This is a genomic window from Actinophytocola xanthii (assembly GCF_001921205.1).
In the GTDB taxonomy this organism is placed as follows: domain Bacteria; phylum Actinomycetota; class Actinomycetes; order Mycobacteriales; family Pseudonocardiaceae; genus Actinophytocola; species Actinophytocola xanthii.
Genome location: NZ_MSIE01000054.1, coordinates 1 through 21,648, shown reverse-complemented (window position 1 = coordinate 21,648; position 21,648 = coordinate 1). Strand labels below are relative to the sequence as shown.

Annotated in this window: 19 protein-coding genes; 3 read left to right on the top strand and 16 right to left on the bottom strand. The window is 72.2% G+C overall.

All coding sequences use genetic code 11. From position 1 onward, the window contains the following. Nucleotides 1–3 precede the first annotated feature (3 nt). On the top strand, nt 4–1,080 hold the full coding sequence (locus tag BU204_RS26770; protein WP_198943008.1) for a LacI family DNA-binding transcriptional regulator: 1,077 nt from the start codon (nt 4–6) through the stop codon (nt 1,078–1,080). Nucleotides 1,081–1,083: 3 nt separating this feature from the next. On the opposite strand, the gene BU204_RS42005 is transcribed toward BU204_RS26770, so the two are convergent. From BU204_RS42005 to BU204_RS26730, 9 genes are all read right to left on the bottom strand, one after another. Next, nucleotides 1,084–1,206: a hypothetical protein gene (locus BU204_RS42005; protein ID WP_269844663.1), complete on the bottom strand. Its 123-nt coding sequence runs from the start codon at nt 1,204–1,206 to the stop codon at nt 1,084–1,086. Beyond that, nucleotides 1,203–3,746 carry an alpha-mannosidase gene (locus BU204_RS26765; protein WP_075128529.1) on the bottom strand — a complete coding sequence of 848 codons (2,544 nt, stop codon included), beginning with the start codon at nt 3,744–3,746 and terminating at the stop codon, nt 1,203–1,205. The genes BU204_RS42005 and BU204_RS26765 overlap by 4 nt, the downstream gene beginning before the upstream one ends. 9 nt (nt 3,747–3,755) lie before the next feature. Continuing rightward, on the bottom strand, nt 3,756–4,322 hold the full coding sequence (locus tag BU204_RS26760; protein ID WP_075128528.1) for a D-sedoheptulose-7-phosphate isomerase: 567 nt from the start codon (nt 4,320–4,322) through the stop codon (nt 3,756–3,758). Next, nucleotides 4,319–5,275 (bottom strand): ROK family protein, encoded by a 957-nt coding sequence (locus BU204_RS26755; RefSeq protein ID WP_075128527.1) that lies wholly within the window; start codon nt 5,273–5,275, stop codon nt 4,319–4,321. Before BU204_RS26755 ends, BU204_RS26760 begins: the two co-directional genes overlap by 4 nt. Beyond that, the gene (locus BU204_RS26750; RefSeq protein ID WP_083661667.1) at nt 5,272–6,180 is read right to left on the bottom strand and encodes a carbohydrate ABC transporter permease; all 909 of its coding nucleotides are present in this window, start codon (nt 6,178–6,180) and stop codon (nt 5,272–5,274) included. The genes BU204_RS26755 and BU204_RS26750 overlap by 4 nt, the downstream gene beginning before the upstream one ends. Next, nucleotides 6,180–7,133 carry a carbohydrate ABC transporter permease gene (locus tag BU204_RS26745; RefSeq protein WP_075128526.1) on the bottom strand — a complete coding sequence of 318 codons (954 nt, stop codon included), beginning with the start codon at nt 7,131–7,133 and terminating at the stop codon, nt 6,180–6,182. The genes BU204_RS26750 and BU204_RS26745 overlap by 1 nt, the downstream gene beginning before the upstream one ends. A 4-nt stretch (nt 7,134–7,137) precedes the next feature. After that, nucleotides 7,138–8,487: an extracellular solute-binding protein gene (locus BU204_RS26740; protein ID WP_075128525.1), complete on the bottom strand. Its 1,350-nt coding sequence runs from the start codon at nt 8,485–8,487 to the stop codon at nt 7,138–7,140. Between the two features lie 81 nt (nt 8,488–8,568). Continuing rightward, the gene (locus BU204_RS26735) at nt 8,569–10,239 is read right to left on the bottom strand and encodes an alpha-amylase family protein (protein ID WP_075128524.1); all 1,671 of its coding nucleotides are present in this window, start codon (nt 10,237–10,239) and stop codon (nt 8,569–8,571) included. Beyond that, entirely contained in the window at nt 10,236–12,047 is a 1,812-nt protein-coding gene (locus BU204_RS26730) for an MBL fold metallo-hydrolase (protein ID WP_075128523.1), read from the bottom strand. The genes BU204_RS26735 and BU204_RS26730 overlap by 4 nt, the downstream gene beginning before the upstream one ends. 259 nt (nt 12,048–12,306) lie before the next feature. On the opposite strand from BU204_RS26730, the gene BU204_RS26725 reads away from it, so the two are divergent. Continuing rightward, on the top strand, nt 12,307–14,214 hold the full coding sequence (locus tag BU204_RS26725; RefSeq protein ID WP_075128522.1) for an ATP-binding protein: 1,908 nt from the start codon (nt 12,307–12,309) through the stop codon (nt 14,212–14,214). A gap of 6 nt (nt 14,215–14,220) precedes the next feature. Here BU204_RS26725 and BU204_RS26720 read toward each other — a convergent pair whose 3' ends face one another. The 7 genes from BU204_RS26720 to dhaK form a co-directional block, all read right to left on the bottom strand. Beyond that, nucleotides 14,221–14,610, bottom strand: coding sequence for a MerR family transcriptional regulator (locus tag BU204_RS26720; RefSeq protein WP_075128521.1), 390 nt, complete (start codon nt 14,608–14,610; stop codon nt 14,221–14,223). Between the two features lie 7 nt (nt 14,611–14,617). Beyond that, on the bottom strand, nt 14,618–14,917 hold the full coding sequence (locus tag BU204_RS26715) for a hypothetical protein (protein ID WP_075128520.1): 300 nt from the start codon (nt 14,915–14,917) through the stop codon (nt 14,618–14,620). 95 nt (nt 14,918–15,012) lie between these two features. Beyond that, nucleotides 15,013–15,909, bottom strand: coding sequence for a DUF3800 domain-containing protein (locus tag BU204_RS26710; protein WP_075128519.1), 897 nt, complete (start codon nt 15,907–15,909; stop codon nt 15,013–15,015). 54 nt (nt 15,910–15,963) lie between these two features. Then, nucleotides 15,964–17,913 (bottom strand): Xaa-Pro dipeptidyl-peptidase, encoded by a 1,950-nt coding sequence (locus BU204_RS26705; RefSeq protein WP_075128518.1) that lies wholly within the window; start codon nt 17,911–17,913, stop codon nt 15,964–15,966. 45 nt (nt 17,914–17,958) lie between these two features. Beyond that, nucleotides 17,959–18,657, bottom strand: coding sequence for a dihydroxyacetone kinase phosphoryl donor subunit DhaM (dhaM, locus tag BU204_RS26700; protein ID WP_075128517.1), 699 nt, complete (start codon nt 18,655–18,657; stop codon nt 17,959–17,961). After that, complete coding sequence (gene dhaL, locus BU204_RS26695; protein WP_075128565.1) at nt 18,654–19,283, bottom strand: dihydroxyacetone kinase subunit DhaL; 630 nt, start codon at nt 19,281–19,283, stop codon at nt 18,654–18,656. Before dhaL ends, dhaM begins: the two co-directional genes overlap by 4 nt. Next, nucleotides 19,283–20,284 (bottom strand): dihydroxyacetone kinase subunit DhaK, encoded by a 1,002-nt coding sequence (gene dhaK, locus BU204_RS26690; protein ID WP_075128516.1) that lies wholly within the window; start codon nt 20,282–20,284, stop codon nt 19,283–19,285. The genes dhaL and dhaK overlap by 1 nt, the downstream gene beginning before the upstream one ends. Before the next feature lie 165 nt (nt 20,285–20,449). Between dhaK and BU204_RS26685 the strand changes: the two genes are divergently transcribed. Next, the coding region (locus BU204_RS26685; RefSeq protein ID WP_075128515.1) for an FG-GAP repeat domain-containing protein at nt 20,450–21,648 on the top strand (1,199 nt) is incomplete at its 3' end.

Below are 21,648 nucleotides of genomic sequence, written 5' to 3'. Positions count from 1 at the left end.
GACGTGGACGAGGTCCAGCCGGCGGTGAGCGCGCCGGGCCGTGAGCGAGCCGGCGGGGAGGACAGCCCGCCGCGGCGCCGGCCGACCATCGGCGATGTCGCCAGGGCCGCCGGCGTGTCGCCGTCCACGGCGTCCCGGGCGCTCACCGGCCAGGGCTACGCGGCGGCACCGGTCAAGGCGCGGGTGCTCGCCGCCGCCGACCGCCTCGGCTACGTGCCGGACGAGTTCGCCAGGAGCCTCAAGCGGCGCACCAACCGGCTGGTCGGGGTGGTGATCTCCGATCTGCGCAACCAGTTCTACGCCGACCTCGCCGCCGGCATCGAGCAGGTGCTCTGCGCCGCCGGCTACCAGATGGTGCTGGTGAACGACGACGGCGACACCGACCGCGAGCTGGCCGGAGTGCGCACGCTGCTGGCGATGCGGGTTCCGGGCACGATCGTCACCCCGCTGTCGCCCGAGGCGGCGGCGCTGCTGACCACACAGGGCGTGCACGTGGTGGAGGTGGACCGCCAGATGGCGCACGACCGGTGCGACGCCGTGCTCGTGGACTCCGAGCACGGCGCCCGCATGGCGACCGCGCACCTGCTGGAGCTGGGCCACCGCCGGATCGCGTTCGTCATCGACGAGCTGGAATGGACGACGGGTGTGGGCCGGCTGGCCGGCTACCAGCAGGCATTGCGGGACCACGAGGTCGGGTTCGACCCCGAGCTGGTGGTGCGGGTCGGCTTCGGCGAGGGCAGCGCGGCGGCGGCCACCGCCGCGCTGCTGGCCGCGCACCCCGAGGTCACCGCGGTGTTCGCGGCGAACAACCTGATGGCCGAGGCGGTCTGGCAGGAGCTGCGCCGCGGCGGGAGGCGGGTCCCCGACGACATCTCGCTGGTCGCCTTCGACGACCTGCCGTGGATGACGATGGTGCAACCGGGCGTCAGCGCGGTGTCCCAGCCGGTGGTCGACATGGGCGCAAGGGCCGCGGAGCTGCTGCTGGCCCGCCTGTCCGGGGAGCTGCGCGGGGAACCCCGCACCGTCTGGCTGGAACCGCGGTTCGAACGCCGGGGCTCCACTCGCCCCCTGGCGAGCTGAGGCTCAGCCGAGCCGCGCCTCGCGGGCCGGCAGCAGGACGCCGACGCACCAGGGGTGGGCCTCGAGGCCCGCCGACAGCACGCTCATCCGGACCACGCTCATCCGGGCCGGAGGCGGCTCGTTCACGTCTCGATCCCGGCCCGGGAGACGTGCGGCGGCTCCTCCGGTCCCGCCGCGACGGGCGGGGCGTCGCGGCGCGGCTCCTCGGTGCGTGCGGTCTGCCCCCGTGGCCGGTCCTCCCACTCCACGAGGTCGGTCTCGACGACGGGTGCCCCGGGGTCGGTCGGCACCCGGAACGTCCTGATCTCCGCCGGGCCGAACCGGGCGGTCACCGAGCGGCCCAGCACCTCGATCGTGGCCTCGCCACCGCGGCCGGCCGTCTCGTAGGCACGCACCACCACCGCGCCCGGGTCGTCCTCGGCGACCTTGAGCACCGAGGCCAGCACGTCCCCGCCGCTGACCGACATGAACGACCGCGCCTGGGGCAGGTCACCGTCGTGGTAGGACTCCAGCAGGGGAAAGGCCGGCTGGTTCAGCTCGGCGGCAAGGCGCACCACGTCGGCGTCCCGCCAGTCGCCGGCATGCGGGACCAGACGGTAGGTGAACTCCTGGCGCCCCTGGTCCTGGAAGCTGTACCGCTCGTCCGGCTCGAGCTCCTTGGGCTCGTGCCAGGCGTAGACGGGGCTGCGTGCAGCCGTGATGCCGATGTCGCCGTCCAGCACGTCGTGGCCGTACTTGCCGTCGTTGAGCACCGCGAGCCCGGCCGGCCTGCCGTCCGGCAGCTCGCCGGACACGTCGACCCAGGCCTGCGCGGCCTCCTCGCTCCCGTCGGCCGGTCGCTCCAGGTGGCCGTAGGGGATCTCGAAGGTCGCCCGCACCCCGGTCAGCGGGGTGGGGAACCGCAGCTTGAGCAGCTTCTGGCGCTCCTGCCAGTCGAGCGTGATCCGGACGTCGACGTGGCGGTGGCGGGCACCGAGGACGTACTCCTCGGTCAGCGTGGACCCGCCGTAGACGCTGACCACCCGCAGCACCGCGCGCACCGGCCCCTGCTCGACCACGCGCACCGACCGCGGGGTGAAGGTGCCGATCGCCCGGTCGTAGGCCCGCACCCGGTGGCCCCAGGTGTCCGAGGTGTCATCGACGACGACGGCATGCGCCGCGCCCCCGGCGAGGTCCACTCCGGACACCTTGTCGAGCAGTGACCGCAGCCACCCGGTCTCCGGGTCGACCTCCAGGGCGAGGAAGTCGTTCTCCAGCCGGGTGTCCGTGACGGCCAGCGCGGGGTCGGCCACCCGGTCGCCGTCGGGGTGGATCCGGTAGACCCGGTAACCGAGCGGCGGCACGTCCGCGGCGAGCGCGATGCGGCGCCGCCAGCCGCTGACCGTCGCGAGAGACCGGGTGCGCTGCACCGCGACCGGCTCCCCCCGGTCGTCGACGGCTCTGGCCGACGGGGCGGGGAAACCGCCGAACTCGAACTCGACGTCGGCCACCAGCCGCCAGGGGTGCGGGTTCACCACGACGAGCGGGGTCATCTCGGGCTCGGGTGCGATGTCGATCCGCCTGGTCATCGACTGCACGGCGCGGTTGAAGGCCTCACCGGCCAACGAGACCGCGTGCCCGAACTGGTCCCGGCTGTCCTCATAGGCCGGTTCGATTGCCGCGCCGCCGAGCGTGTCGTGGAACTGGTTGAACAGCACCAGCTTCCACGCCTGCTCGAGCTCCGCGGCCGGGTAGCGCGCGCCGGTGACGACCGAGGCGACGGTTGCCCACTTCTCCGCCCTGGCGAGCAGGTTCTCCGCGCGCCGATTCCACCGCTTGACGCCCGAGTGCGCGGAGTAGCAGCCGACCGCGTGGTGCTGGAGCTCACCGGCGTGGGTCGGCACCGGACGCCCGGAGGCGACGAGCCGGTCGAAGAAGTCTCGCGGGGAGCCGCAGCGCAACCGCGGCAGCCCGCCCGTCGCGTCGAGCCGTCGGATGCTCTCCAGGTTCGCCTTCGTCGGCCCGCCGCCGTGATTCCCCACGCCGTAGAACACCATCAGCTCCGGCGCGTCCGGCGGCAGCTGGGCCAGCGACTTGTCGATCTGGTACCCGAGGTCCGCACCGGAGCTGCAGTACTCGTGCGGGATCCGGTAGGCCAGGACACGGGACCCGTCCGGCGACTCCCACCAGAAGTACGGCCCGGGCAGCGCCATCTCGTGCGGGCCCGGTCGCATGAACAGGTAGGCGTCGATGCCGGAGCGACGCAGGATCTGCGGCAGGGACGCGTTGTGGCCGAACGGGTCGACGTTGCAGCCGACGGTCGCGGTGATGCCGAACCGGTCCATCAGGTAGCGCTGGGAGTACAGGGCCTGGCGGACGAACGACTCGCCACCGGGCAGGTTGCAGTCCGGTTCCACCCACCAACCGCCGACGACCTGCCAGCGGCCGTCCGCGATCCGCCGCGCGATCTCGGTGAACAGCTCAGGGTCGTGCTCCTCGACCCAGGCCAGGTACAGCACCGAGTCGCTGGTGAACACGAACTCCGGGTACTCGGTCATCCGGTCGATCGCCGAGGCGAAGGTGGCCCGCACCTCCTGGTAGCCCTCCGGCCACTGCCACAGCCAGACGGGGTCGATGTGCGCGTTCCCGATCATGTGCAGCAGCCGCTGCTCGGCGGGTGTCCCCACGCCTCCTCCTCAGTCCTCGCCAGCGGCCCACGCGTCGACCCGCTCGGAGAGCAGGTGCAGGAGCAGCAGGTGCATCTCCTGGATCCGTGCGGTCTCGGCCGAGTCGACGACGAGCGCGTGGTCCGCGTACGCAGCCGCCGGACCACCGCCGGACCCTCCGAAGTAGACGGTTATGGCGCCCTGCTTGCGGGCCGCCTCGAGCCCTCGGACGACGTTCTCCGACCGGCCGCTGGTGGAGAAGGCGGCGACCATGTCCCCCGGCCGGACGAACCCGACGACCTGCCTGGCGAACACGTCGTCGTAGCCGTAGTCGTTGGCCACGCAGGTCAGCACCGAGGGGTCGACGGTCAGCGCGAGTGCCGGCAGCGGGCGGCGGGTGCGCTTGTAGCGGCCGATCAGCTCGGCCGCGAGGTGCTGGGCGTCGGCCGCGCTGCCGCCGTTGCCGAAGGTGAACAGCCGTCCGTCACACCGGTAGACCTCGATGAGGCGGTCGGCCACCGCCGACAGCTCGGGCAACAGCGCCCGTGCCCGCTCGGCGACGTCGAGGTGGTCCGCCAACTGCTCGCCCAGGCTCACGCCAGCCCTTTCCCCACCGGGGAGCGCAGCGCCACCGCGGCCGCACCCACCACGCCCACGCGGTCGCCGAGCGCCGCCCGTTCGATCCGCACCGCCCGCCCGCCCGGCGTCATCGCCGCCATGCGCACGGCCTGCCTGGCCGGACCGATCAGTGCCTCACCGGCGCGGGTGACCCCGCCCCCAAGCACCACCAGCTCCGGCTCGAGCATGTTGACGATCGAGGTGAGCCCCGTGCCGAGCGCCTCGGTGGTCCGTCGCCAGACCCGGCCGGCGAACCCGTCACCGGCCGCCGCGTGGGCCGCCACGTCGGCCGCGGTGAACGAGCCCACCGCGGCGAGCGTGCTCGCCGGCTCGAGGGACTCCCGCGCCCGCTCGGCGATCGACGTGCCGGAGACGTAGGCCTCCAGGCACCCTCGGCCTCCGCAGCCCCGGCAGGACCGGCCGCGCCAGTCCACGACAACGTGCCCCAGCTCCGCGCCGTTCCCGGTGGCACCGCGGTAGACCCGCCCGTCGACCACGACGCCGCCGCCGACGCCGGTCGACAGCGTCAGGTAGACCATCTGCCGGGTGCCGACGCCGGCGCCGAACCGGTGTTCGGCCGCGGCGGCCGCGGTGCCGTCGTTGTCGAGCACGGCCGGTACCCCGAAGGCCTCCTCGGCCAGCCGGGCCACCGGCACGTCCCGCCAGCCCGGCAGGTGCGGTGGGCAGAGCAACACGCCGCGGGCCGCGTCGAGCGGACCGCCGCAGGCGATGCCGACCGCGTCTACGTCCGGCAGGTCCACACCGCCCTGGGTCGCCGCCCTGCGGCCGAGGGCGAACAAGGCCTCGAGCACCAGGCGGACCCCGACCGGGGTCGGCGCGACCAGGAACGAGCGCACCCGGCCGTCTGGCGCGACGAGCCCCGCGGCGAGCTTGGTCCCCCCGATGTCCAGTGCCAGCACGGCAGAGGTCATCCCTTGCGCCCCTGTGTGGCGATGCCGTAGACGAAGTGGCGCTGGGCCAGGAAGAACACGATCACCATCGGCAGGGTGGTGATCACGCTGCCGGCGAGCACGATCTCCCACTGTTGCTCACCGGCCTGCCCGAACTGGTCGGAGATCGCCTTGAGCCCGCGCGGGAGGGTGAACAGCTCGACGTCGCGGAGGTAGATCAGCGGTTTGAGGAGATCCGACCAGCTCGCCCGCAGCTCGAACACGAACGTCACGATCAACGCGGGGCGGCACAGCGGCAGCGCGATCCGCCAGAACAGCGCCCAGTAGCTCGCCCCGTCGATCCGGGCCGCCTCGAACAGGTCGCGCGGCAGGCCGAGGAAGAACTGCCGCAGCAGGAAGATGTAGAACGCGCTGCCGAACAGGTTGTTGGCCCAGAGCGGGACCTGCGTCGTGGCGAGACCGATGTTGTTCCAGATGAGGTAGACCGGGATCATCGTGACCGCCGTCGGCAGCATCATCGTGCCGAGCACCAGCCCGAACCACGCGTTGCGCCCGGGGAACCGGAAGTACGCGAACCCGAACGCCACCAGCGCGCTGGAGATCGTCGCGGCGAGCGCCGCGGCGATCGCGACGGTGACGCTGTTGACGAACCAGTCGAAGACCGGGACCGCGTCCCAGATCTTGACGTAGTTGTTCCACGCCCAGCTCTTGGGGATCAGCGCGTTGTCGAAGACCTGGGTACGGGGCTTGAGCGAGGCGCCGAGCAGCCAGAGGAACGGGTACAGGAACAGCACGGAGGCGACCGTGAGGCCGATCCAGAACAGCACCCGGGTCCGGCGCCGCCGGGATCCCGAGCCGGGCAGGGGTTCCCCCGACGGCGGCACCGGCGGGACCGCGGTCCTCGACGGGGTGCTCGTGGTGGCCATCAGCGGTCACCACCCTCGTAGTAGACGAACCGGTTGCTCACCCTGACCTGGATGATCGTGATGATCATGATGACCACGAACAGCAGCCAGGCCATGGCCGAGGCGAACCCCATGTGGAGGAACTGGAACGCCTGCTGGAACAGGTAGACGAGGTAGAACAGCGCCGCGTCGTTGGAGTACTGGGCCGAGGCGGCGCTGCCGTAGAACGCCGTGTACGCCTCGTCGAACGTCTGTAGCTTGTAGATGGTCTGGACGATCAGCGTGAAGAACAGCGCGCCGGAGATCATCGGCAGCGTGATGTGCCGGAACCGCTGCCAGGCCGACACCCCGTCCAGCGCAGCGGCCTCGTAGAGGTCCCGCGGCACGTTGTTCAGCGCGGCGAGATAGATGATCACGGTGCCGCCGACCGACCAGATGTCCATCAGCACCAAGCCCGGCTTCACCCAGTTCGGATCGGTACTCCACTGTGGACCATCGATGCCGACCAGGCCGAGCGCGCCGTTGACGAGGCCGACCTGACCGTTGAACAGCAGCAGGAACAGCACGCCGACGGCGACCTTCGGGGTCACCTCGGGGAGGTAGAACAGCGTGCGGAACACGCCCGCGGAGCGGCGGCCGACCCGGTGCAGCATGGAGGCGAGGGTCAGCGACACGATCATCGTCGCTGGCACGGCCAGCACCGTGTAGATCATCGTGTTGGCGAGGCTGGTGCGGATCTTCGGGTCCGACAACAGCTTCTCGTAGTTCGCCCACCCGACGTTCCGCGTGTCGCCGATCGCGTCGTAGTCGGTCAGCGAGAGGACGAAGCTGATGACCATCGGCCCGCCCATGAAGACCAGGAACCCGATGATCCACGGCGACAGGAAGGCGTAGGCAGCCCACGTCTCCCGCTCCCGGAACCCGGCGAACCACCGCCGGGTCCGGGCCTTCCTGTCGTTGGCCGGCGCCGGCATCGACCTAGTTCCCGGTCGCGTTGTCGAGCGCCGCCTGGGCCTCCTGCTGCGCCTGCGCCATCGCGGCGGCCGGTGCCTGCTGTCCGGACAGGACCCTGTTCACCGCGTCCTGCCAGGCGGTGCGGAACTCCGAGCCGGCCGGGGAGGACGGCATCGAGAACGCCGACTCCTGGGCCTCGAGCACGTTCTTGACCGCCTTGTCGTACACCGGCGTGTCGGCAAGGTCCACGATCTCGCCGAAGATCTTCTCGTCGGCCACCTCGTTGCCGGTGTAGACGCCGGAGAACGGCTTGTTCTCGGCATCGCGCTTGTCCCGCCGTGCCTCAGCGGCGGCGATCCAGGTCTCCGAGTCGGTCATCGTCTTGATCCACTTGCAGGCCTGCTCCTTGTGCTCGCTCGCCGCCGGGATCGCCCACGCCGTGCCGGTGACCCAGTCGACCGGCTGGCCCTGCTCGTCGGTGAACGGGGCGACGGTGAACTTGAGGTCGGGCGAGACGTCGGCCAGCACGTTGAGGTACCAGTCCTCCATGGGGAAGGAGGCCAGCTGGTCGGCGGCGAACGGGTTCTCCTCGCCGAAGAAGTCGAACGAGTCGCGGAAGGCCTTGAACGAGCCCCAGCCGCCCTGTGCCTGGATCAGGCCGACCGCGTACTCCAGCGCGGCGACGAGCTTCGGGTCGTCGAGGTTGGCCGTCTTCCCGTCCTCGGAGAGCATGTCCACACCGTTGGCCTTGGCCCAGATCGGAAGGAACTCCGGGATCTTCGGGTCGAAGCCGATCCGGGCGAGGTCGCTGCCGTTCTTCTTGGTCAGCTTCGTGGCCGACTGCGAGAGCAGGTCGCGGTCGCCGGGGTCGATGGCGTCCGGGGTGAGGCCGGCGCTCTGCACCGAGGCGTCGTTGACCATCAGGACGCGGTTGTTGTAGAACTCGGGCAGCCCGTAGAGCTTGTCGTCGAGAGTGACCTCCGCGAGCGCGGGATCGCGGTACTGGTCGAGGTCGATCTGCTCGGACTCCACACAGCTCTCCAGGGGCTCGAGGGTGCCCCTCGCGGCGTAGGTGCCCAGCAGCTGGCGGTCCATGTAAACCAGGTCAGGCGGGTTGTTGGAGGCGACCGCGGACAGGAACTGCTGCGCGTCGAAGGCATTGTTGCCGATCTTGGCCTTGCCACCGACCGTCTTGTCGGCGAGGTCGACCCGCGTCGAGGCGATCTCGTCGCCGACGCCGAAGCCCATGGTGGTCAGGGTGACCGCACCGCCCTCGGCGGGTTCGTCGTCGCCACCGCCGACGCCGCCACATCCGGTCAGGACGAGCGCGGCCGCCGCCGCGACGGCGACGGACCGTGAGTATCGCTTGGACATCCGAAGTTCCTCCGCGTCATCGAGGGGAAAGGATTCCGGTCGGCATGTGGCAACGATCCCATGTGGAATCGTTGCCACAACCTAGGCCGCCGGTGGGGCTTCGTCAAGGGTGCGCCGGTACGCCGCCCACACCCCGGCGACCTCGCGCAGGTCGGCGCCGCTCAGCTCCTCGCCGCTCAGGTCGACGTGCGTGGCGTAGTAGAGCGCGGGCACCCCCAGCTCGGGCTGTATCCGCAGGTAGGACACCCATTCGGCGCGGTTGGGCAGGCACCAGCCGTCGGTGTCGACCGGCACGCCAGGGCAGGCCGCGGCGACGACCGACGCCCGGTAGCGCATGTGCTCGACGACCGGCCCCTCCGGGTCCACGGCGTCGAGCATCCGGATGTCGTTCAGCCGGATCATGTCGGTGACGTCGGCGAAGGCCGGGTTGGGCGTGTGGGTCACGATCAGCGCGTCCCGCCTGACCCGCTTGGCGGTGTCGTAGACCAGCGCGAGCAGCTCGTGCAGGAGCGCGGCGCCCCACCTGCTTCCGGCGTGCAGCAGGGAGGTCCCGCTCGGCGTCCGGGCCAGGAAGTCGACCTTGAGACCGTCCGCGCCCAACTCGCCGATCATCCGTTCCACCGCGTCGGTCACCACGGCGCGGCCGGTCGGGTGCTCGGGGTCGATCGCGACCGGCGTGCCGTCCGGTGCGGTCACACAGGCCTCTGGCGGCGCCCCTTCGGGGTCCCATGCCTTCCACCACAGCAGTACCCGCTGGTCCGCCTCGTGCCGCCGCGAGATCCAGCCGGCCAGGTCGGGCCACTTCGCCCGGTCGGGGAAGCAGGTCGCGTACCGCTGCGCCCACTTGTCGTCGACGACGACCGTGCCTGGCACCACTCCGTGCTCGGCGAGGTGACCGAGGAACCGGTCGTAGTTCACCTGGGTGCAGAAGTCCTTGGTGGACCTGTCGGTGCGCTGGGCCAGGTGGTGCTGGGCGCCCCAGCCACAGAACATCGGCTCGAGCCACTCCCGCCGGACCGATCCGGGCTCGGGGGCCAGATCACGCTCCACGAGCAGGTCGCGATGCGCCCGCAACGCCGCCTGAGCGTCCTCGTGCCCGAACTGGATGACCAGTGTCGGCGTGCTGAACTCGCCGTCCACAATGGTGTGTCCCTCGTAGTCCAAGCGCACCGAGAACCCGTCCGTGCCCCCGGTGTAGTGCATCGAGGTGAAGTTCTGCTCGTCCACCGGTGCGGCGAGCCCGAGCGCGACCCAGTCCCCGCGCTCGCGGCGCCCTGCGAGGCACCAGGGCGCCGGCGCGAACAGCCACCGTCCGACGCCGGGCTCGGCGCCGTCACCGACGACACCGATCACCGCCGGTTCGCCGGCCGGCCGCTCCACCCGGCGCGGATGGTCCGGGTTGGGCGAGAAAACGGTATGCAGCGCCGAACCTGTGGGCAGGAAGCCGCTTGGCGGGCGGTGGCCGCCCAGCAGGTGCGCGGTCAGCAGGCGGCCTATCCCCCGCACCGTGGTCCGCAGCTCGATCCGGTCGTCGAACAGCTCGAGGACCGTCGTGCGTTCGTGCCACCGGGAGCTGGCGGCACGCACCTCCACGCGGTTGGCCACCTGGCGCACCTCGGGATCCCCGAGCGTCTCGTCCGGGCCGTGCATCGTGTCCAATGAGGACAGAAGGCGGAGCCGGAACCACAGGCCGTGGGCGTCGCCGACCGCGGCCACCAGGCGCCGCTCGTCGATTTCGATCGAGTAGCTCACCGTACGTCCACCAATGCCTCCGCGTGCTGGCCGAACCTGGTCGCGCCGACAGTGAGATCGGCGGCCAGGCGGGCACGACGACAGCGCTCACCGCCCGGGGTCACCACGAACTCGAACGTTTCGGTGGCCCGCCCGGGCACGGGAGCGGTGGACACCGCCGGTTCGACCCGCCACCCGTGGGGTACCACCAGGCGCACGGTCAACTCCTCTTTACCGGCAAAGGGATTGCGGGCCTCCACCTCCACCGCGAACGGCTCCCCCCGGCCCGTGGTCGCCTGGTAGGGCCGGATCCAGGCGCCCACGCCCTCCGCCTCGAAGTCCACCTCCGCCAGCGGCAGCAGCTCCCGGTGCAGTCTGGCCAGCTCAGCGCCCTTCTCGGCGAGCAGGTGGAGGTAGGCGTCGTCGACCAGGCGGGGCGCCCAGTGCCCGCTGATCATCAGCTCCGGACGGAGCCTGCGGTAGAGCGCCGCGCTCGCGGTGAAGTCGTCGATCCGGAAGCGGTTCTTGTACTGCAGGTTCAGCACCTCGGCCCGCTCCCCCGGCTGCCAGGTGGTGGTCTGCTGGTCGCCGGTGGCCACCACCCGTCGACCGTCGACCTCGAAGGCGATGGCGACCGCGTAGAGAGTGTGCCCGGGCAGCGGATAGAGGGTCAGCTCGTACTCGTGCCAGCGCACCGGTCGACCGGCCTCGAGCACCCGGTCGACCGGGATCGGGTCGTACCACAGACAGGGGAGGTCGTACCGCGTCGGCACCGCGAGCACGTCGGCGATGGACCGTTCCGCCCACACCCTGGTGCCGGCCACCTCCCGCAGCAGGTTGAACCCCGCGACGTGGTCGTCGTGGTAGTGGGTGGGCACCGCCACCTCGACGCGGTCGACGCCGAAGTCGCGGCGCAGCACCCGCAGCGACGGCAGCCAGGGGCGGCGCGAGGAGCGGTCGTCGCCGGTCGGCAGGTTGACGATCATGTCGAGACCGAAGTCGATCAACAGCGCGGCCCCGGTGTCGGAGAGCAGGGCGTAGCTGGTGGCGAAGCTGCTCACATTGCGCAACAGGTGCGGGCTCAGCTCCTCGAAGGGGTGGTCCCACTGCCCGCGGGCGTTCCAGGGCGTGTCCCGCCGGGAGTCGGCGAAGGCCCGCAGCCGCCGCTCGAGCAGGTCGAACGCCGGCACCGGCTCGGCGATCGGCTCGCCGTGCGAGGGCAGGACGAGGTCGGGCGCGTGCTCGGCGAGCTCGTAGAGCGACAGCACCGTCGCGTGGACGCCCTCCACCGCGCTGTAGGACCACTGGGTCGCGGCGAGCGACCAGACCTTGCCCGGGCTGTGGATGAGGTCACCGGTGAACGCGAGGCGCCGACCCGCGACGTCCACCAGGTAGGACACCGAGCCGAGGGTGTGGCCGGGGGTGGGCACCGTGGTGACGTCGAACCCGCCGAAGCGCCGGGTGCGGTACTCCGGAACGGTGCCGGTGACCGGGACCGGTTCAATCAGCGAGAACCGGTCCTGGCGCAGGTCGTAGTAGTTGGTCAGGACCCGTTGCTGCCAGTGCGCGTCGACCCGGTCGAACAGGTCCCGCTCGGCCGGTGGCACCCAGATCCGGGCCCCGTGGGCGACGGCCCTGGCCAGGCCCTGCACCTGGTCGCGGTGGTGGTGGGTGACCAGGACGTCGGTGACCCGGTCGGCGCCGAGCTCGGCGAGGTGGTCGAGCACGGCACCATCGCCGAAGTCGACCAGCAGCGCGTCCCGGTCGCGGACCAGCACGTAGACGTTGCAGGTGTCCCGGAACCGGTGGACGCCGGGGGCTATCTCCATGTGGCAACGTTGCCACAACCCAGTGGGCACAGGAAGTGCGCATTTCTCGTCCTCAGTAGACGATCAGTGACATGTCACTCCGGCGCGGCGGCTGTGAGCTCGTGCACGCATATCGGAGAATTTCTTACTGTATGCGCTTCCCTGACAGCAGTAGGACACGACATTATCCCCTTCAGGCCGGGTGATTCGAGACGACTCGAGCTGGCCAGGCACCTGGCCGGGAGGACGGGCGCGGGGAACCTGAGGACGGGACGAGCTGATGGACGTGACGATCGGTGACCGGGTGGCCGGGCGCACCGCCGGGCTGGTCGGGCGGTCGGCCGAACTCGCCCTGTTCGACCGGGTCCTCTGCCGCGACCTGGACCGGAACGTGCTGCTGGTGCACGGGCCCGGCGGCATCGGCAAGACCCAGCTGCTGCGCGCCTGGTCGGCCGCCGCCACCGCGGCCGGCCGGCCGACGCGGTGGATCGACGCCCGTTCCATCGAGCCGCTGCCGGCCGCGATCGCCGCGGCGCTGGCCGACGTCGCCCCCGCCACCGTGGTGTTCCTCGACGGTTTCGAGCGGATCGCCGCAGGAGCCAGGGAGCTGCGCGACGACGTGGTGCCCCGGATGCCCGGCGACGCCGTCGTGGTCATCGCGGGGCGGGACCGTCCGGACTCGGGATGGATGGCCGGCGGCTGGGCCCGCGTCTCGTTCGTGCTGGAGCTGGCCGCGCTGGACACGCCGAGCGCGGTCGAGCTGCTCGGGGTGCACGGTGTGCCGCCCGAGCCGGCGCGGGAGATCGCCCAGTGGGCCGCGGGGTCACCGCTGGCGCTCGTGCTCGCGGCGACCGCCTGGCAGCGGCACGGCCGGATCACGCCCGAGCCCCGCCTGGTCGCCACGCTGGTCAGGCTGACGACGGCGGTGCGCTGGGGCACGACCCACTTCGACGCGCTGGCCACGTGCGCCATCGCCCGGCGGACGACGATGGAGCTCCTGGCCGACGCGTTGGAACCGGGCGCCGACGCCGAGACCGCGTTCGAGTGGCTCGCCGCGCTGCCGTTCGTGGACCGCGTCGGCGACGCCGTCACCCTGCACGACGCCGTGCGCAAGCCCATGCGGACCAGCCTGCTTGGCAGCCGGCCGGCCAGGGAGCGGGAGCTGCGCCGGCGGATCACCGACCACCTCTACCGGCGCGGGACGCTCGGTGACCGGTCGGTGCTCACCGACCTCGCGCACCTGGTGCGCAACCCCGTCCTGCGCTGGACCTACTGCTGGGACGGCAGCTCCCGTTACCACGCCGACCGCATCCGGCCCGGCGACACCGAGGTCCTGGCCGCCGCGATGGACGAGCGCGGCTACCCGCGGTGGTGGTCCTGGACCGAGCCCTACCACCGGCTCTCCCCGCGCAACGTGGTCGTCGCCCGGGACGGGGCCGGCACGCCGGTCGGGCACGCCGTGTGGCTCACGCCCGGCTCGGCTCCCAGGGCCGCCCTCGCCGAGGACCCCTTCGGCCGTGACTGCCTGCGCTTCGCCGCCGAGACCTGTGCCTCGACCGAGGTGGTGATCTGGCGCGACAGCATCGACCTCACCACCGACTCGTGGGCCGCGCTGGCGATGCTGAACATCGCGGTCGCGATGCGGGCCGACGTGGCCAACCCGCGGCACGCGATAGTCCCGCTGTTCCAGCACAACGAGCGCCTGCACGAGTTCTGCCTCGCGGTCGGCGGCACGGTGATCCCGGAGCTGGACCGCACGATCGACGGACGTCCCCTGTGCGCGTACTGGATCGACTACGGTCCCGACGGCCTGCGGGGGCACCAGCGCGACCAGGTGTACCGCGAGATGGGCGTGCCACCGGCGCTGAGCGTGGAGCAGGTGCGGGCCGCGCTGGAGTCCTTCGGCGTCGCCGCCGCGCTGGCCGAGCACCCGCTGGCGGTGGGGATCGGCGTCGAGCAGCGGGCCGAGTCGGTCCGCTCGACGCTGCGCGACGGGATCGGCGCGGCGTTCGGCTCGAGCCCGCGCGAGGAGGAGCTGCGGGCGGTGCTCTGGCAGCGCTTCGTCGAGTCGGGACCGACCTCCGCCGCGACCGCCCGCGCCCTGTCGATGAGCAAGGCCACCTACTTCCGCCGCCTCACCGAGGCCGTCCGCCGGCTGACCGAGCACCTGGCCGCCCAGCACGGCTGACGGCTTTCACGGCGCGGCGGACAGCGGGCAGTCGGGGCGCGTGCAGTCGGTCAGGCTGTCGCACTCGGCGTCGACGAGCCTGGCCAGCGTCTCCCGCACCGCGGCCAGCTCGGCGAGCCGCCGGTCGACCTCGGCCAGCTTGGCGACCACGCGCTCGCGCAGGCGGTCCCCCGGCCGCCCGCGCCGGGCGGCGCCGAGCAGCCCGGCCACCTCGTCGAGGGTGAACCCGAGGCCCTGGGCCGTCTTGATCAGGCCGAGCAGCGAGACCGTGTCGCCGGGATAGTCGCGGTGCCCGCCGGGACCGCGCACCGGCTCGGCGATCAGCCCGCGCCGTTCGTAGTACCGCAGCGTCTGCACGTTCACCCCGGCCAGCGCGGCCACCTCACCAGTACGCACCTCGGCCTCACCCCTCCCCGAGGACCGCGGCCAACAGCTCCTGCCCCTCGGGCGGAGCGGTCGCGGTGAACCGCACCCCCGTCGCGTCCACGGTCAGCGTGAACACGAAGAACGGGCAGCAGGCGACCTCGGCCGCGGCGAGGCGGGCCAGCTCCACCGCCGCGGCCTGGTCGGGGCGGTAGGTCAACGCCACCCCGCCAGACACGGCGCAGCGTGCGGTCGCCCCGCCGGCCACCGCCCGCCACTGGCCCACCCGCCGCCGCAGGGCGGGCTCACCGCCGGTCAGCGAGCACGCGATCTCCACCATGAACAGAAGGTAACCCCGTACCCGAGTACCGGTTGCAAGTCCGCTGTTCCGCCTGCGATCCCCCGGTCGGGGTGGGAGGAGCCGGCCGACCGGCGTCACCCTTCTGGCTGTGGAGAGCGGGCGTAGGGAGTCAGCAGGTCGACGAGCTCGTCGTCGCCGGCGCCGGCTCGGGCGTGGGAGGCGATGCGGCGGGTGACGCCGGCGAGGAAGTCGGCGATCTGGACCCGGGCGTCGTGGCGGGAGTCGACCAGGCGGAGGCTGGCCAGGCGGCCGCCGCAGAGCCGCTTGAGCTGGTCGATGCGTGCCTCGGTGAGCGAGAGCTGCTCGTCGTGGACGAGGGCGAGGGCCTCGCCGTCGCTCCAGCGGGCGACGGTGGCGACGATGGCCGGGACCATCGGGTCGAACGCGGAGACCGCGCGCGGGTCCCTGGACCGGTACGCCTCGGCCCGTTCCCGGCCCTGCCCCAGCACGTCCAGCGCCGCCGCCAGGTCGGCCGGCACGTCAAAGCGCAGGAGGTGGTCGACGGTTCGGAAGAACGAGTCGGCCGAGACGTCCTCGTCACGCCGGTTCCTGGCGCGGACGAGGTCGTTGAACGCCGCCAGGAACGCGACCCACCTGTTCGGGCCGAACACCACCGGTCCCCGGTCGTACAACACCGCCGCCATGCCGACGTCCGCGGCGCCCACCAGCAGCTCGACCATCCGCTCGACGAGGAACGCGGTCTTGTCGATCACCTCGACGGCCGCGTGCCGGTACACCGGTCCGTCGGCGGCGAGGAACCACAGCAGGACGTCGCGGTGCTTCTCCCGGAGCAGGTGGTTCGCCTTGTACTCCACCGCGGGCGAGCGGATCCGGTCACGGACCTCCCGCACGACCGCCTCGGCGTCGTCGATCTCGAGGTCGACGCTCGCGTGGACGAACACGTCGGTCACCCCACCGACGAGCTTCTCCCCTTCCGAGCCGGACTCGTCGCAGGCGACCTCGGGGAGCACCGCCCAACGCTACGTCGGCCGGAGGCCGTTGTCAGGCGACATTTTCCCGGCGGGTCAACGGAACTCGGTCCACTCCTTCCCGCGGTCGAGCACGGCCGGTGCCTCCCGGGTGGACACCCGCGGCACGACCCGCGGCTCCGGCAGGGCACCGAGTCCCGGCGGGAGCGTGACCGGCAGGTCGAGGCGGCTGTGGCGCAGGTCCACGTCCACGGTCGCGCCCGGGCTCCCGGGCACGGTGAACTGGTTGTCGGACAGGGTGAGCACCAGGCCCAGGGTGCGGCCGGCCGGGAGCACGGTGTCGTGCGGCATCAGCGGCCAGGTCACCGTGTACCAGCGCCCAGGGGTCAACGGGGTCGGCCGGGTGAGCGAGTCGCGGTGGGCGGCGTCGACCCAGCCCCGGGTGAGGACCCCGTAGTCGGAGGTCACCACGTTCTTCTCGGTCTCGCGGTAACAGGCGTCGTCGGCCGCGGTGGACACGCCCCAGCACGACTCGGTGTCGAGCGTGCGGACGCCCTCGCCGGGGGCGAGCGAGTTGATCCTGGCCGCGGTCCCGTAGTCGACCAGCCGCGCGGAGAGCTGGGTGTTCGGTTGGGACACCCGGACCCGCAGGGTCACCGTCGCTGTCCCACTGATCCGCAGGTCGCGGTCCAGCGGCGCGGACAGGAAGACCCGCCGCCCGGGCACGTCGGCGTCGGGCTGTGCGACAGCGGCGCTCTCGGTGAGTTCCGGGGCGTCCACAAGGGTCGTCGTGCCGCGGCCGGGACGCGGACCGAGCGTGCCGGTCGTGCCGTCGCCCGCCCCGAGCGACACCGGCACCGGCGCCGTGCCCCGGGCCGGCCAGCTCCGCTCGTTCACCCAGACGTCCGGTTCCCGCTCGATCGTCACCGCCGGTTCGCGCATGACGGAGTTGGGTAGGTCCTGAAGCCAGTAGTCGAACCAGCGGTGCAGCGTCGAGACCCACTCGGCCCGCCGGAAGTCGAACGGGTCGACGTGGCCGGGCTGGCCGAGCCAGAGCTTGCGCGGGACGCCGCCTCGGCCCAACGCCTCCCACCACCGGGCGAAGTGCTTGGTCTCGACGTTGAGGTCGTTCAGCCCGTGGGCGACGAACACGCTCGCCCGGACCCTGCGCGCGTCGGGCAGGAAGTTCCGCTCGGCCCAGAACGCGTTGTAGCTCCCGGTCGCGTTGTCCGATCCGGCGAGCAGGGCGTCGCGCACCGGCTGGCACACCGGGTCCGGGCGACCGTCGACGTAGCCGGACAGCCAGGCCGGGCCGAAGTCGGTGGTGTAGAGCGCGCCGTTGTGGCGGTAGTAGTCGTACCAGCTGGAGATCGCCGAGATCGGCACGATCGTCTCCAACCCCTCGACGCCGGTCGCGGCGACCCCGTTGGCGACCGAGCCGTCCCAGGACTTGCCGATCATGCCGACCTGGCCGGTGGTCCAGGTCGCCCGGGCGGGGGTGCCGTCGGCGTAGGTGGCCCGGCCCCGTCCGTTGAGCCAGTCGACGACTGCCCTGACGCCGAGGATCTCCTCGCGCCCGCCGACGTCGCCGCAGCCGGTGGAGCGACTGGTGCCGGCGAAGTCGACCGCGGCGAAGGCGTACCCGCGGGGGACGAAGTAGTTGTCGTAGAACAGCGGGAACTTCGTGACGGTGCCGTCCGCCGCGTACTGCTTGCGCTCGCTCTCGTTGCCGCGTCCGCAGCACTGGTAGTACGGCGAGGCATCCATGATGACCGGGATGCGGACGCCGGCGCGCGCCGTCTCCCGCGGCCGGACCAGGTCGACGGCGACGCGGTCGCCGACCCCGTCGCCGTCGTTGTCCAGCCCGGTGCTGACCCACACGCTCTCGCGGATGGCGCCGGCGTAGTCGTACACGGGGACCGTGCGGGTCCCCTGGACGTGTGGCGGCACCCGCGACTCGGCCGCGGCCGGCGGGGCGAGCAGCAGACCGGCGGCACCGATCAACGCCCTGGCGAGAGCCCCGCGGCGCCGGGAAGGCGAGGTCATGGACCGAACCTACGACGAGCCGGCCGGTGTGAAAATACCCGGCGGTCAGTCGTCGAAGTCGCGTTCCACCAGTTCCGCCACCCGGCCGAGCGCCTCCTGCGCGCGCGGGCCTACCGCCGACACCTCGATCTCGTCCCCGCCACGCGCGCCGAGCGACATCAGCGCGAGCACGCTGGTGGCGTCGGCGGCCCGGCCGCCGAACCGAACGGTCACCGAGGCATCCAGACCGGCCAGCGTTCGGGCGAGGAGGGCCGCGGGCCGAGCATGCAGCCCGATATCGTTGGTCAGCCGGAACCGCCCCAGCACCGGGACCTCCTCGGTGCGTGGAGCCTGTTGCAGCTCCGCCGCCGCCGACGGGCCGTCCGTCGTCGTCAGTGCGGTGCGGGCGGCCGCCGCGACGCCGGTCAGGTCGCCACCGCCCTGCGCGGCGACGGCGGCCGCCACCGCCCCCTCCACCAGCGGCGCGTCGACCAGCGCGGCCCGGTCCGGGTCGGCAAGGAGTTCCACCGCCATCTCGGCGACCATGCGGGCGCTGCCCAGGTCGTAGAGCAGCACCACTCCGGCGCCGGCGTCGGCGCTGGTCAGCGCGGCGGACACCGCATCGAGGTCGGTGCCGATACCGCCGTCGGCGGTGCCGCCCGCGGCCAGCACGGCGACGTCGGGGGCCATCTGCGCGGCCACCTCGACCACGCCTTCGGCCAGCCGCGCACTGTGCGACACGACGACGAGGCCGACGAGGCTCACTGGCCCGCCCCGGCCGACCTCGCGAAGGACGCGAGCAGCAGTGCCGTCGAGCGGGCGCCCGGGTCGAGGTGGTCGGCGCTGCGCTCACCCAGGTACGAGGCCCGCCCCTTGCGCGCGACCAACGGCACGGTCGACGCCGCACCGGCCTGCGCCCCCGCCGCCGCGGCCGCGAGGACCTCGGCGACCGAGCCGGACGTCGCCGTCGCCGCCCGGACCGCCGGGTCCAGGGCATCGACCATCGTCTTGTCCCCCACGGCTGCCTTGCCGCGCGCCACGACGCCACCCAGCGCCGCCTCGATCGCGGTCGTCACCTCCGCGGGCCCCAGCTCTGCGGCGTCGCCGAGCGCGGTGGCCGCGCGCAGGAACGCCGTGCCGTACAGGGGGCCTGCCGCACCGCCCACAGTGGAGATCAGTGTCTTGGCCACCAGCTTGAGCACCGCGCCCGGAGTGTCCGGTGTGGACGTGTCCAGGGCGGACACGACGGCGTTGAACCCGCGCCGGAGGTTCTCCCCGTGGTCGCCGTCGCCGATGGCGCGGTCCAGCTCGACCAGCTCGTCCCGGTGCTCGGCGACGACCTCGGCCGCCGCGCGCACCGCCGCCGCGACGTCGGCGGCCGTGCAGCCCATCAGCTCCCCCACCGCAACGCCGCCGTGCGGACCGGTGCGTCCCACAGCTCGGTCAGCTCGTCGTCGAGCCTCAGCAGCGTCAGGCTCATGCCCTGCATCTCCAGGCTCGTCACGAACGGGCCCACCAGCCGCCGCTCGACGACGATGCCCCGATCCGCCAGCAGCCGCTCGGCGATCCCGTGGGCCAGGTAGAGCTCCAGCAGCGGGGTTCCCCCCATCGAGTTCGTGAACAGCAGCACCCGGTCGCCTTCGGTGAACGGGAGGTCCTCCAGGATCGGCTCCAGGAGGCGGGCCACGATCCCCTCGGCGTTGTCCACCGGCAGCCGCGCCCGACCGGGCTCGCCATGGATGCCGATGCCGACCTCCATCTCGTCCTCGCCCAGGTCGAAGCTCGGCTCACCCACATGCGGGACCGTCGGCGCGGCGAGGGCCATGCCCATCGACCGGACCCCGGCGACCACCCGCTCGGCGAGCGCGACGCAGGCGGCCAGGTCGTCCCCGCGCTCGGCGGCCGCCCCCACGATCTTCTCGAGCAGGACGGTGCCGCCGACACCGCGCCGGCCCGCCGTGTAGAGCGAGTCCTTCACCGCCACGTCGTCGTCGATCACGATCGTGGCGACCTCGACGTCCTCGGCCTGAGCGAGCTCGGCGGCCGTCTCGAAGTTCAGCACGTCCCCGGTGTAGTTCTTCACGATCAGCAGGACCCCGGCGCCCCCGTCGACGCGTTCGATCGCGGCCTGGACCTGGTCGGGCGTGGGTGAGGTGAACACCGGTCCCGGGCAGGCCGCGTCGAGCATGCCCGGCCCGACCAGCCCGCCGTGCATCGGCTCGTGCCCCGATCCCCCACCGGACACCACGGCCACCTTGCCCCGCACCGGTGCGTCCACCCGGACAACGACCGCCGGCTCGGGCACCACCGTGAGCAGGTCGGAGTGCGCCAGCTCCAGCCCCCGCAACGACTCGGCGACCACTGTGGACGGGTCATTGATGATCTTCTTCACGCCAAACCACCGTCCTGACCTGCGAGTGCGCCGAGGTTGACCGTGGTGGGCCGCCTCAGGCCGTGCCCGGACACGATGCCACGATCGTGGCCGCGACCGCCAGTAAGACCCGTCCGGGTGACATCGTGCCCCTCGCGGTACGGGCCTCCAGCACGACAGCCCAGCATGACGACTCTGAACCGCGCCCTCGCGGTGCTCGCCGCGCTGACGCTCTCGGCGGCCGGGCTGTCGGTCGCCCAGGCGTCGGTACCCGGTGCTCGTGGCGACTTCAACGGCGACGGGTTCCACGACGTGGCGGGACTCTACGACTACGGCAACGCCCGCACCGGCCTCTGGACCTGGACCGCCAAGACCACCGGCGGCTTCACCGCGCCGACCATGGTGTGGGACTCGGGCCCCGGCGCCTGGGACCAGACCCGATCCAAGCCCGTCGCCGGAGACTTCACCGGCGACAGACGCACCGACCTCGCCGTGTTCTACGACTACGGCAACGCACGCACCGCCCTCTGGACCTGGACCGCCAAGACCACCGGCGGCTTCACCGCGCCGACCATGGCGTGGGACTCGGGTGTCGGAGCCTGGGACCAGACCCGATCCAAGCCCGTCGCCGGAGACTTCACCGGCGACAGACGCACCGACCTCGCCGTGTTCTACGACTACGGCAACGCACGCACCGCCCTCTGGACCTGGACCGCCAAGACCACCGGCGGCTTCACCGCGCCGACCATGGCGTGGGACTCGGGTGTCGGAGCCTGGGACCAGACCCGATCCAAGCCCGTCGCCGGAGACTTCACCGGCGACAGACGCACCGACCTCGCCGTGTTCTACGACTACGGCAACGCCCGCACCGCCCTCTGGACCTGGACCGCCAAGACCACCGGCGGCTTCACCGCGCCGACCATGGCGTGGGACTCGGGTGTCGGAGCCTGGGACCAGACCCGATCCAAGCCCGTCGCCGGAGACTTCACCGGCGACAGACGCACCGACCTCGCCGTGTTCTACGACTACGGCAACGCACGCACCGCCCTCTGGACCTGGACCGCCAAGACCACCGGCGGCTTCACCGCGCCGACCATGGCGTGGGACTCGGGTGTCGGAGCCTGGGACCAGACCCGATCCAAGCCCGTCGCCGGAGACTTCACCGGCGACAGACGCACCGACCTCGCCGTGTTCTACGACTACGGCAACGCCCGCACCGCCCTCTGGACCTGGACCGCCAGAACCACCGGCGGCTTCACCGCGCCGACCATGGCGTGGGACTCGGGTGTCGGAGCGTGGGACCAGACCCGATCCAAGCCGGTGGCCGGGGACTTCACCGGGGACGGACGGGCCGACCTGGGCGTCTTCTACGACTACGGCAACGC